Source organism: Vibrio sinensis (assembly GCF_003605645.1).
GTDB lineage: Bacteria > Pseudomonadota > Gammaproteobacteria > Enterobacterales > Vibrionaceae > Vibrio > Vibrio sinensis.
Genome location: NZ_QVMU01000001.1, coordinates 459,721 through 472,196 on the forward strand (window position 1 = coordinate 459,721; position 12,476 = coordinate 472,196).

The window sequence follows — 12,476 nt, forward strand, 5'->3', positions numbered from 1 at the left end:
ATCTATTTTTTTAACAAGAAATTAATCGTGTCAGCAATACCTTGTGCATCTTGATGGCCAGAGGTAATCACTAGGTATTTACCATTAACAATGAATGTTGGTACAGAAGAAATATTACCAGTAGTGGTGATTTCATCCGCAAGATTCATTGCTTGGAAAAGTTGATTTTGTTGCTTCTCAGTAAAATTATAAGGACTAGTTAAGCCGCGGCTTTGAAACGCCTCATCAATAGCTTGTTTCTTCTGTGCTAATGTTGCGCCATCACCCATTTGAGATGCTGCAAATAGCTCATTCATCATAGCGTGATCTGGTGCAGTACCAATTTGCATTTCAGCCGCGTAGTAAATCATTGCGCCAATTTGTGCACTTTCATTAAAGGTAACGTGGACTTTACCAATCTTCTTACCAGTCAGTTCTTCAAGTTCTGGTAATTCATTTTCCATTTGACGACAGTGACCACAATTAAGCGAAAAGACTTCTGTAACTTGTGGCAGTCTGAATGTAGATAGGTTTGCAGCGAGCTTCTGATATTGCTCACCTTCTTTAGGAACGTTGTTGTCTGAACAACCAACTAGCACTGTGGTTACAGCGACGATGAACAGAGTGATGAGTTTTTTCATAATGAGATCTCTAAAAAACGTGAAATTGCATATTTGTTACGGTTGATTTTACCTGTATGTGCGTCACAAAAACACTCCTGTTGCATTAATTTAAATAGCTAATTGTTTCTAAAATCGCACTATGAGAAGAATTTGAGCGCAACACGCCATTTTTTTCTATTATCTGTTAAAGAACAAAGGCGTGTTGCCGATAGCAACAACAGTAGATAGTAGAAGTGAGTGGTGAAATGATGAAATATTTAGTATGGCCCATATTGTTGTTAATGGCTGGCTGTAGCAGCATGGAAACATCGTCATTGTTGCAAGATAATCTGTTAGATGTTGCCCCTAAAAATGCACACGATGTAATTCATCCAGAATGGGGTTATGGACCAGCACCTGTCGCTACCGAGGTTCAAGGCAACACTCGAATGCGCACAACAGTGACAGAATACGATGTATTACAGAACTTTCTGGTTCAAAACAACGTGAGCTATGAAGTAATGCCAGGAAATCACTTAGTGATTAAACTGACTGATAGCGTGAAGTTTCATACTGGCTCTTCAAGTGTGTCAGCGCAGTCTGCTCAATGGCTACAAACAATGGCTCAATTCTTACGTTCTCAGCCAAATATTGATGTGATTATCGATGGGCATACAGATAGTACTGGTAATGCTGGGTTTAATGACCGCTTATCTGAAAAACGAGCTAAAGCTGTCGAACAGCAATTGCTCCGTAACAACGTGAGCAAACAGTCAGTGTTTACTCGTGGCTACGGTGAGTACAACCCAACTTGCTCAAATTTAACCAGTGGTGGAAAGGCATGTAATCGTCGGGCTGAATTGCTGCTGATTGTATCAAGCGACCTATAAGGCTAAATCCGCCTAGAAAATCATCATTCAACATCTACTATCTCAAGAATAGTGACATCGTCGCTATTCTTGCTTGCAAAAGTCGTTATATTCCCATCCAATAATGCTAAGTCATCAGAATGAATCGCTGGTTCTCCTTGTTGTGGCAGCTTCCAATAGCACGAGAAATACAACAAATTCTGAGTTTAGCTTACGCTTAAATAAGTGAGAGCGGCGTTGCTCACTCGCACATCAATGAACTGGACATTAGATAAAAGAAGAAATGGGAGTCATCAATGAGTCATAAGAAATACATAGTGGCGCTGGATCAGGGGACCACCAGCTCTCGAGCTATAGTATTCGATCATGATGCAAAAATTATTAGTTCTGCACAGCGAGAATTTAAACAGCATTATCCACATGCGGGCTGGGTAGAACATGATCCATTGGAAATATTCGCAAGCCAAATCTCAACGCTAACCGAAGTTCTCGCTCAAGCAGGCATTCGAGGCGACGAAATCGCAGCAATTGGTATTACTAATCAAAGAGAAACGGCGGTTGTTTGGAATAAGCGTACTGGTAAGCCAATATACAATGCGATTGTCTGGCAGTGTCGTCGTACGGCTGGTCAATGTGAGGCGTTAAAAAATCAAGGCCACGAGGCGTTGATTAAACAAAAAACTGGCTTGGTGCTCGATCCTTATTTTTCGGCAAGCAAGATACAATGGATCTTAGACAACGTACCAAATGCAAGAGAGCAAGCGGAAGCCGGAGACTTATTATTTGGTACGATAGATACATGGTTGATTTGGAAGTTAACACAGGGCCGCACTCATGTAACGGACTACACGAATGCTTCTCGAACTATGTTGTTTAATATTAACACCTTAGAGTGGGACTCAGAGTTACTACGCTTGTTCAATATACCAGAGTCTATGTTGCCGAAAGTTGCTGACTCATCGAGTGTAGTTGGTCATACGGATATCTGTGGAATCAAAATTCCAATTGCAGGTGTAGCGGGTGATCAACAAGCCGCATTATTTGGCCATTTGTGTGTTGATCCGGGGCAAGCAAAAAACACCTATGGAACAGGGTGCTTCTTACTTATGAATACCGGTGAGACGAAAGTGGATTCAGGGCATGGCTTATTAACAACTTTAGCGTGTAATCGTGATGGTAAGCCGGCTTATGCACTAGAGGGTGCGGTATTTATGGGTGGGTCGGCAATTCAATGGCTACGTGATGAAATGCGTTTGATTCCCAATGCGGCAGCTTCAGAGCAACGCGCTTTGTCTGTCCCGTCATCAAATGGGGTATACGTGATACCTGCATTTACGGGTTTAGGTGCCCCTTATTGGGATGCTTACGCTCGCGGAACCATTGTTGGACTAAGTCGTGGATCAAATTCAGACCACATTATTCGAGCGACACTAGAAAGTATTGCCTATCAGACGCGAGATGTTCTTGATGCGATGCAAGCGGATGCTGAGATTACTTTATCTCATTTGCGTGTGGATGGCGGGGCGGTAGCAAACAACTTTTTAATGCAGTTTCAGTCGGATGTACTTAATAGTAAGGTATTACGACCTAAAGTTACTGAGGTGACTGCATTAGGGGCTGCGTATTTAGCTGGTTTAGCCGTAAATTTCTGGGAAACGATTAATGAATTGGCGGATGTTGCTGTGTTAGAAAAGAGCTTCGAGCCATGTGTTGATGAAGAAAAACGAGCTCGACGTTATGCTGGTTGGCAACGCGCTGTGGGCTGTGCTAGATATTGGGCTTCGCAAGAGCAGGAACAACAAGAATAAACGCTAATAGCCAAAACGTTGATACTGTACCTGTATGCCATAGCTTGATGTTATAGAGTGATAAAACCGACATTTTGTCGGTTTTTTTATGAGTGTTTAATTTGCGTAGAAACTTAGTGAGTTTTATCTGGGAAGCCTTATGGGCACATCAAGAGTATTCACTATTCGATTTTTGCTCGCCACATTTTAGTAAGAAAGTAGACATTAACACAGGCAATAAAGCCATTGGTTAGTACAACTGGCCATGAATCAATCATTAACCCGTAAGCGGTGAATAGTGCACAGCCAATGAAATTCAACACCCTAAGTTTAACAATATCTTTCATTGTCAAAGAAAGGGCCACCATAATGGATGCGGCATATCCTAACAGTTCAACCATATCCATAATTCACCTCTAAACCTTGTTGAGTTACTTACTGGCATTCACTCTTCATGGGCAAACGAGCACCACAATAGGGTATATCTAAGATAAATATAGACAGGAAACTGCGACGGCGGTAGATGAGCACTTTAAATTAGAGTTGTGTAGTCGATAAATGGCTAACGACCGGAGCAAGTCATCAAGGAAATGGACTTGGTTACAGGTACAAAAAACCCGCATTAAAGCGGGCTAATATTAATAAAGCGTTTGCGTATATTACCTCTAGGGTTATTTACGTTTGCCTTGAACTTGCTTATCTTCTTCAGTTAGATCGCGAATGCGACGGCTGATATCACGACGTTCTTTTGAGATTTCAGCACTTTTGATGATGTGGTCGTCAACGCGATCTTCGTAATCAGCTTTCATGTTTTTAATGATGCCGACGATTTCATCATGAGTCATGTTTGGCTTGATGTAGTCTAGTAGGTTTTCTAATAGATCCACACGTTTGCGGTTGTCACGAACTTTCTTTTCGTTGTCAATAAGTTCACGTTTCAGTTTATTCTTACGACGTGCGTGAGCTACGATTTCAAATACACCACTCATAGGTTCCTTTCCTGCTTATAACGTTAAACTCCCTTGATTAAAACATAACATTTGCTGTGATTACAGCATTTAGATCAATCATGACGCGGGCTTGACGTTTTTATCGCCAGTTAGATTAACGACGATTGAGCATCTGCCAAGTTCAATATATGATTTCATCACCGTTTCTATTTTCTTAACGCAAAATATGCGAATGTCAGACATTATTGTTCCACTGGATACACCTAGCCAGGTGGATGGACGCAGTAAGAAGTTAATTGCTGCCTACAAAAAAGAAAGGACACGTCAAGAATTCACAGAAGTTGAGTTGAACCGAGCTAAAATCGTAATGATTGATGAAAACGGCCAGATGAGAAGAATTTCACTGTTAGTTGAACACTAAAATCAGAAAAAGAATAAGGAAATGACAATGAACATCGAACTTACACCGATTGAGGCACGTATTATTGGTTGCCTTATTGAAAAAGAAGTCACGACGCCGGATTACTACCCTCTATCGCTAAATAGTTTAACGACAGCCTGTAACCAAAAAAGCAACCGAGAACCTGTCATGGCTCTTAGTGACACTGATGTACAAGATGGGATAGATGGACTTGTCGCTCGACGTTTGGTTAGCGATGAAAGCAGCTTCAACAGCCGCACTAAAAAATACCAACATCGTTTTTGTAATACGGAGTTTGGTGATCTTAAATTAAGTGCGCAAGAAAAAGCGATTGTGTGCTGTATGTTCTTACGTGGAGCACAAACTCCAGGTGAGCTTCGTACACGTACTAATCGCTTAGCTGAGTTCACTGATGTTAGAGAAGTCGAAGCGGTTTTAGACAAAATGGCATCGCGTGAATCTGGCGCTCTGGTAATTAAGCTACCACGAGAAGCGGGTAAGCGAGAGTCTCGTTATCAGCATCTATTCAGTGGTGACGTTGATATTGAAGCATTAACGGCAGCATTGGCAGTACCACAGTCAACAAGTGGTAACGCTCGTATCGATAGCCTTGAACAAGAGGTTCAGTCCTTACGACAAGAGTTATCTGAATTACGTGAACTTATTGAGTCACTCACTAGCTAATGCCACTCGATACCATTACGCGTTCGCACTGGTTTGTATATTTCGTGCGGACGCGCCATCAAGCTTTATATTGTGGCATTACTAATGACGTAGAGCGCCGTTTTGCTCAGCACTGCGCAGGAAAAGGGGCAAAAGCTCTGGTCGGTAAGGGGCCTCTAACGTTGGAATGGTTCCATAGTGTTGACTCGGGACGTGCGGTGGCATCAAGAGTCGAGTACCAGTTAAAACAACTTAAAAAATGCCAAAAGGAATCACTGGTTTCTGGTTTAACGCGGTTAGAAATTTTAAATGACGAAGGTGTGATTTCGATAAAACTCATCTAACTTTAAACCATTAATAAAAATAGTAGTTTGAAAAAAATTAAACATGCAGTTTACTTGTTTGAGTGAAAATTTTTATTGCGGCATCATCTATTTAATTATCTATTCACGTTTACACGGATTGTAGCGAAAGAATCACTTATTCAAAGTGTTACTATCTACGTAAATCTTGAAACTAAATCCTGATAAGCATCAATAATGCGTGATCTTATCATGTGATTCTGTGGTATAAACACAACGTCAGTGTCTTTGAGGGTTGTTTCATATGTATAAGAATCTTTTATTCGTCTTGTCAGCTACTTTTCCATTTGTTTCGGTAAATGCACAGTCAACCCAAGTTCTCAATGGTTACTGGCAATATGATGAATATTTAGAGGTACATCCTAAGCAAAAGCAACTGACTGACTTAATGGCTCAAACAGTCCGTGATGCTCCTCAGCCCCTCGTTATAAATCAAGACAAACCAGTGACTATATCAGTCGTTTACCCTGGGCAACAAATTTCAGATTACTGGGTCCGCAATATTAAAGCTTTTGAAATGCGGATGGAAAAACTCGGCATTCAATACCACTTAAACCAAGTATTCACTCGTCCTAATGCAGATGTCCGCCAGCAAAGTATTTCACTAATGGAAGCGGTAAAAAATAAGAGCGATTATCTTATTTTTACATTAGATACGACAAGACATCGTAAGTTTATCGAACATGTGATGAGCTCAACCGATACAAAGCTTATTTTACAAAATATCACAACTCCGGTTAAGTCATGGGACAAACAACATCCTTTTATGTATGTTGGCTTTGATCATCAAAATGGTGCTCGAGTGTTGGAAAGCTACTATAAGGATACGGTTCCTCAAGAGAGTCGTTACTCGGTTCTGTACTATTCTGAGGGGTACGTAAGTGATGCTCGTGGATTGACGTTTATCGAAGATATGACCCATAACGACAGTTATCAACTTTCATCATCATTTTATACAGAGGCAACACGAGAATCAGGTTTTAAGTCAGCGATTAACGCAATGGAGAAAGATCCTGATTTGACGTTTATTTATGCTTGCTCAACTGACGTCGCTCTTGGAGCTCTTGATGCTCTAAAATCAATAGGTCGTGACGATGTCATTGTGAATGGTTGGGGTGGTGGTTCCGCAGAACTAGAAGCTATAGCTAATGATGAGTTAGATGTGACAGCAATGCGAATGAATGACGATACGGGGATTGCGATGGCAGAAGCGATCAAATGGGATTTGGAATCTAAACCTGTTCCTCATGTATATTCTGGCGATTTTGAGTTAGTTACCAAAGAAGATTCGGCTGCCAAAATTGAACAATTAAAAAAACGTGCATTTAGGTACTCAGATAAGTAATGCTATTTTTTAAAAGGCAAAGTGGTAAAGATCGCTTAGCCACGCTTCTCACTCATTCTCTTTTCATGACGATTGCCGTTTTGACGGTTGTCGTGCTATTGCAAAACTATCAAGTAAATAGAGAGGTAGTTTCTCAAGAGGTTGAACGTTCAAAGCGTCAGACATCGACCTTAGTACAGAAGATTTTTGATTATCGATTAAAATCAATTGAGATTAGACAAGATAGTTTTAGCCGTAATGTCACACTTATACAAGCGCTAAGCATTGGTAACGACGCTGAAATTGGGCGCTATTTCAATGGGTTTGATAAATCAGATCCTGACGTTGCCCCTGACTTTCGTTTTATCACTTCGGAAAATAGAGTTATTTGGAGTGATGAAAACAACAGCTTTTATGGTTTGAGTAGCACGCAGTTAACTCAAATTAGTCAAGAGATGGGAACAAGTAGTCAATGGTATCTGTCTCAAGCCTATACCTCTATGGGAATGCGGTATCTTTTGCTCCGTAAAAGCCCGATGATCAATATCGAAAGCGGAGAGGTAACCGCTTATATTCATGGCGGTATTGTACTGAATAACAACTTTGCCTTAGTCAGCGCGCTTCTTGATGGCAGTAATGCGGACGATATAGTATTGACTGTCGGTTCAGCCATCATAGCTGAAAGTGATAATCAAGCGGCTGATGCCCATTTTGAATGGCTTGAACTCTATTCAAATATTCTTAATGATAGTGACTACATGGTCTCTCGCACCGATCTTACATTAGACGGTCTCGCCACATATTTAACAGTCTATACCGTCCAAGATAATGAACATATTGCTACTCTAATGCGTGGGCATTATTTATGGGTTGCAGCAGTTGTTATCTTGGTTATTTTTGTTGCATTGTATAATCGTTATTGGCTTGGAAAACGGATCTCAAAAGAACTGAGTGAGTTGATGAATTATACTGAGCAATCAATTAATACTAAACAAGTCGCTTTGTATTCCGGTTCGTCTATCTCTGAGTTTAATAAAATCGGCGCTTCTTTTCAGAACTCCTTTAAACGTTTACATGAACAAGAAAGACAATTTGTCGATTTGTTTAATTACTCATTGTCTCCAATCATACTGTGGGATTCAGACGGGTTTTTATTGCGAATGAACCCCGCAGCTGAACGGAGCTTTCGTATTGATGATTACGATGAGGGGCAATATCAAAACCTGATAGACAGATTGATTCCTCAAATCAAAATGTGTGCACAAGGTGCGACATTGACAGGGCTTAACATTGAAATCGGTAGCAATGTTTATCGTTGGAACTTGTCGCCTATTATTATTGATAGCAAAACGACACGAGTGATTGCACAAGCTCAAGATATTACAAGTTTTATAGAGGCGGAGCGTCAAAGTCAGAGCGCTCGAGAAGAAGCAGAAGCTTCCGCTCAAGTTAGAGCTGATTTTTTAGCTAAGATGAGCCATGAATTGCGAACACCACTAAATGGAATTCTGGGTGTGACTCAATTGCTCAAAGGTAGTTTAACTAACCCGAAAGATCTCAGTCAAATTGATGTGCTATGTAACAGTGGTGAACATTTACTCGCAGTTTTGAATGATATTCTAGATTTTTCAAAGATAGAGCAGAGTAAATTTAATATTGATTTTTCTGAGTTCAACTTACGTGAGTTGATTAATGCAATAGAAAAAGTATACCGTCCTTTGTGTGAAGATAAGCAAGTCGCATTCACCGTCACTACGAATGTCTCCGACAATATCATAGTCAACAGCGACCAAGTTCGTCTCAATCAAGTTCTGTTTAATTTACTGAGTAACGCGGTCAAGTTTACGCGACAAGGCGCGATTAGTCTTGCTGTAACCTTAAGTCGAAGTGCTAATCTACACTGGTTAAATATTGTGGTTGAGGATACAGGCATTGGTATTGAAGAACATCGTTTAGCCCATATTTTTGAACCGTTTGTCCAAGCTGAAGAAACAATTACAAGAGAGTTTGGCGGTAGCGGGCTAGGTTTAGCAATTGTAAATAGCCTAGTTGAACTTCTCGATGGTGATATCTTGGTTCATAGTGAGTTTGGTAAAGGTAGTTGTTTTAACATTACGATACCTATTGAGGCTTACGAAGCCTTAAACCAACCATTAAATCGAGTTCTACCAAGAGATCCTAAGACTTTGTTTGATCGGGAATTGAATGTATTACTTGTAGAAGACAATCATACTAACGCTTTTATCGCCCAAGCTTTTTGCGAAAAATATGGAATGAAAGTCAACTGGGTAAAGGATGGCTACCAAGCTATCGAATTTTTGAAAAACGATAGTGCGATAGATTTGATTTTAATGGACAACCAATTGCCAAATCTAGGTGGCATTGAGACAACACGAATTATCCGTCGTGATTTACAATTTAAACTCCCAATTCTAGCGTGCACTGCCGATGGGATGGCAGACACCAAAGAGGCTTTCCTGGAAGCCGGAGCTAACTCAGTCTTGGTTAAGCCTATTGGCGAAAGCGCATTAAACAATGCTCTATTAGATTTAAAACCCTTGTTGTCGCAACCCATTGTTTAAACGCTGAAATCGGTTACCTACGTTTAAAATTGGCTAGATGAGTAAGACTCTTGAAGTAAAAACATCTTTAAGGGGTCGTTCATTAGGATCTCTTGGCCAAATTGGATGCCGAGCTTATGTCCCTGCTTTTCTTTATTGATACTCACGACATGATACTCAATGTCTTTAGGTAATAGTGAACTCATCGCGCTATCAATATTGATTTGCGTACCTTTTGATAGTTCATTTTCTCCGGCAACAAACAGAGCACAGCCTGAAACGGAAAAATCGATCATTGTTGCATCATAAGCAATGTTATTGGCATTGAGTGTAATAGGTAAGGTTAATGAAAACCTTTCATGACTACGAATCGGTTTCGATGCAAAAAAACGTGGTAATCGTACAAATAACATAGTACTTGGCGTCGTTGTTAAGCATAAGACAGAAGATTTGAAAGCGATGATATGTCCGAGTTTAGTACTCGTCACTGACCGGACAATAATAGATACATTATTAACTTGACGCATTAAAAGGGCTTCATGCACCTTGGTCGGCAAGTCAATAATCATAAAACGCTCTGGTTTGCAGCCGATGTACAAGGAAGTGAAAACCATCGTATCTTCTGGACCAAACTGTAATGTAACTGAAATTTTGTTCCCTGGGTTAAGAAGAGGGAGGAGTTCGTCTATGGATTCATTCACACAAGGCATTCTATTCACTGAAGCTTAGTTAGTTATTATAAATTATCGCTCTTTGGCGATATGTGACAAACGAGGCAGGTCAATATATTTCGTAATGACTAATGCATTGTTTTTTCTAATTATGCGGCACTATACGCATATTCATGTTGAGTTAAAATAAGATTCATTTCCAATTTTAAAATTAGTGTTGATGTTATGCAGAAAATTAGAACTTAGCTCATTTTATGCTCGATGTAATCGCGAATATTTGAACGTTCTTCATTGGTTAGCTCGAGATACAATTTAGTACGCCGTAAAACAAGATCATCGATTGTATAAACAAATTCCGACTCGATTAAAAAATCGACTTCTACTTGATAAAGCTGGTGTGAAAATCGTAGGCCTAAGTCTTCTTTAGTCGAAACATTCGTTAATAATTTTCGAGTCATAGAGCCATATGCACGAAGCCAACGAGTTCTAATAGCTTGTTCAATATAGGGATAAAGTAACGAAAGCTCTTTTTCATTAGCGTCCCATTGGAATTCGTTACCCCCGGAAAGCGGTGTTGTCGCAGTCCAAGGTGGTTGAGTGATGGTGAGCAGTGGCGCTAACTTTTCTAAAGCAGATTCAGCAAGTTTTCGATAAGTTGTGAGCTTTCCACCAAATATGGAAAGTAAAGGCGCTTGATTCTCTGCGCAATCTAGATGTAAGACGTAATCTCTAGTGACATTTTGTGCACTGGATTTTCGATCGTCACATAAAGGTCTTACTCCGCTGAAATCTGCAATAATTTCCTGCGTTGTTAATGTGCTACGAAAATAGCGATTACATGCGTCAATAAGATACTGTTTTTCACTTGAATCGATTGAGACGGTGCGAGGGTCGCCATGGTATTCAATATCGGTAGTCCCAATCAATGAGTAATTATCAAGATAAGGAATGACGAATATGATCCGATCATCGTCATTTTGAATCATATAGGCATAAGGTTCTTGATGTAGCCGTTCGACAATAATGTGTGAACCTTTAACCATTCGCACATCATAGGGCGGTGGTTCGATATGGTTGTCTGCAATAAATTGACTCACCCAAGGCCCCGTCGCGTTAACTAGAGTTTTTGCATAACGTTGGTGTTGCTCGCCTGAACGAAGGTCGGTCAATTGAACCATCCAAAGACCATTTTCTCGTTGTGCTTTCTCTACTCGACAATAATTAGAGACTTCAGCCCCTAATTGTTGCGCTTGAATGGCGTTTAAAATAACCAGACGGGCGTCATCAACCCAGCAATCTGAGTATTCAAAACCATGAGAGAATGGGGGTTGTAGAACATCGTTGTTATTCAATGGGGTATAATGAGATTTTTCAAAAGTACTTTGTTTACCCAAGTGGTCATAAAGAAACAGTCCAGCGCGTAACATCCATTTCGGCCTAAGTTGCGACTGGTAAGGAAGTCTAAAACGCATGGGGTATGCAATGTGCGGCGCTTTTTTTAGAAGAATCTCTCGTTCAGAGAGTGCTTCACTGACCAAACGAAATTGATATTGTTCTAAATAGCGTAGCCCCCCATGAATTAATTTTGAACTTGCTGATGAGGTTGCGCCGGCAAAGTCTTGCGCTTCATACAGGCCAACTTTTAATCCTCGCCCGGCGGCATCATTTGCAATGCCTACACCGTTGATACCGCCGCCCACGACAATAATATCAAGCAATTGATCATGATTAGCCGTATTCAATCGTGTTTTACTCACAAATCTCTTACCTGTTCATCAATAGTATAATTGAGTTTAGATCCTAAGTAAGATTTTGAAAAATATAAGGAACAAAAAAAGAGAGCTAAGTGAGATTAAACTGAAAATCTAAGTATAGATAAAATGTGAGGCCATAGTCGGCAAGAATAGTGGAAATCAAAGTGAACTTTAGAAGTGGGTAAACTTGTTCAGTGATTTTTGTTCTGTCAGAGGGGAGGATAGTGATTTATGTTTAAACTAAAGCTGAATTCATCAACTGAATAAACTCGAAATCATTTTGGTCTCCTCTTCGGTCAACAGTGTCGTATGGCCATCATCGAGCTTACGATTAATTTCATTTCTTAACGAGCGGAGTTGTTCTTGGTTGAGTGCTTCTAGCTGCTGCTTAAATGCTTCAAAGGATAAAAGCGATGGCGATAATGCAGGCGACACCGAACTAGCACTTCGCTCTTGATAATAGTGTTTTGCATGCGTAATACTTCTCGCCATTTTGTTCACCAATTTACTTATTGATACAACAATTAGTTTAA

13 protein-coding genes are annotated in these 12,476 nt (G+C 40.2%); 7 read left to right on the top strand and 6 right to left on the bottom strand.

The genetic code is table 11. The features are described 5' to 3' along the window. Positions 1-2: 2 nt before the first annotated feature. The gene (locus DZ860_RS01860) at positions 3-620 is read right to left on the bottom strand and encodes a thioredoxin domain-containing protein (protein WP_120029209.1); all 618 of its coding nucleotides are present in this window, start codon (positions 618-620) and stop codon (positions 3-5) included. Between the two features lie 230 nt (positions 621-850). Here DZ860_RS01860 and DZ860_RS01865 point away from each other — a divergent pair, with 230 nt between their 5' ends. Both DZ860_RS01865 and glpK read left to right on the top strand, forming a co-directional pair. After that, positions 851-1,471 carry an OmpA family protein gene (locus DZ860_RS01865; protein WP_120029532.1) on the top strand — a complete coding sequence of 207 codons (621 nt, stop codon included), beginning with the start codon at positions 851-853 and terminating at the stop codon, positions 1,469-1,471. Positions 1,472-1,746: 275 nt separating this feature from the next. Continuing rightward, positions 1,747-3,258, top strand: coding sequence for a glycerol kinase GlpK (gene glpK / locus DZ860_RS01870; protein WP_120029210.1), 1,512 nt, complete (start codon positions 1,747-1,749; stop codon positions 3,256-3,258). A gap of 161 nt (positions 3,259-3,419) precedes the next feature. Here the strand turns inward: glpK and DZ860_RS01875 are convergent, their stop codons facing one another. Together DZ860_RS01875 and DZ860_RS01880 are read right to left on the bottom strand one after the other, a co-directional pair. Next, complete coding sequence (locus DZ860_RS01875; protein ID WP_120029211.1) at positions 3,420-3,644, bottom strand: YgjV family protein; 225 nt, start codon at positions 3,642-3,644, stop codon at positions 3,420-3,422. Between the two features lie 264 nt (positions 3,645-3,908). Continuing rightward, the gene (locus tag DZ860_RS01880) at positions 3,909-4,226 is read right to left on the bottom strand and encodes a DUF496 family protein (protein WP_120029212.1); all 318 of its coding nucleotides are present in this window, start codon (positions 4,224-4,226) and stop codon (positions 3,909-3,911) included. 187 nt (positions 4,227-4,413) lie between these two features. Between DZ860_RS01880 and DZ860_RS01885 the strand changes: the two genes are divergently transcribed. The 5 genes from DZ860_RS01885 (at position 4,414) to luxQ (ending at position 9,539) form a co-directional block, all read left to right on the top strand. Then, a complete protein-coding gene (locus DZ860_RS01885) occupies positions 4,414-4,608 on the top strand; it encodes a hypothetical protein (protein ID WP_120029213.1) in 195 nt (64 codons plus the stop codon). Positions 4,609-4,635: 27 nt separating this feature from the next. After that, positions 4,636-5,292 carry a YceH family protein gene (locus tag DZ860_RS01890; RefSeq protein ID WP_120029214.1) on the top strand — a complete coding sequence of 219 codons (657 nt, stop codon included), beginning with the start codon at positions 4,636-4,638 and terminating at the stop codon, positions 5,290-5,292. Next, a complete protein-coding gene (locus tag DZ860_RS01895) occupies positions 5,292-5,615 on the top strand; it encodes a GIY-YIG nuclease family protein (RefSeq protein ID WP_120029215.1) in 324 nt (107 codons plus the stop codon). Before DZ860_RS01890 ends, DZ860_RS01895 begins: the two co-directional genes overlap by 1 nt. A gap of 262 nt (positions 5,616-5,877) precedes the next feature. After that, positions 5,878-6,978 carry a substrate-binding domain-containing protein gene (locus tag DZ860_RS01900; RefSeq protein WP_120029216.1) on the top strand — a complete coding sequence of 367 codons (1,101 nt, stop codon included), beginning with the start codon at positions 5,878-5,880 and terminating at the stop codon, positions 6,976-6,978. Then, entirely contained in the window at positions 6,978-9,539 is a 2,562-nt protein-coding gene (luxQ, locus tag DZ860_RS01905; RefSeq protein WP_120029217.1) for a quorum-sensing autoinducer 2 sensor kinase/phosphatase LuxQ, read from the top strand. Before DZ860_RS01900 ends, luxQ begins: the two co-directional genes overlap by 1 nt. A 23-nt stretch (positions 9,540-9,562) precedes the next feature. Here the strand turns inward: luxQ and DZ860_RS01910 are convergent, their stop codons facing one another. From DZ860_RS01910 to DZ860_RS01920, 3 genes are all read right to left on the bottom strand, one after another. Beyond that, positions 9,563-10,228, bottom strand: a complete 666-nt coding sequence (locus DZ860_RS01910) for a PilZ domain-containing protein (protein ID WP_120029218.1) — start codon at positions 10,226-10,228, stop codon at positions 9,563-9,565. Positions 10,229-10,431: 203 nt separating this feature from the next. Beyond that, positions 10,432-11,946 carry a glycerol-3-phosphate dehydrogenase gene (gene glpD / locus DZ860_RS01915; protein ID WP_120029219.1) on the bottom strand — a complete coding sequence of 505 codons (1,515 nt, stop codon included), beginning with the start codon at positions 11,944-11,946 and terminating at the stop codon, positions 10,432-10,434. Between the two features lie 252 nt (positions 11,947-12,198). Next, positions 12,199-12,435 (bottom strand): hypothetical protein, encoded by a 237-nt coding sequence (locus DZ860_RS01920; protein ID WP_243641785.1) that lies wholly within the window; start codon positions 12,433-12,435, stop codon positions 12,199-12,201. Positions 12,436-12,476: the final 41 nt, after the last annotated feature.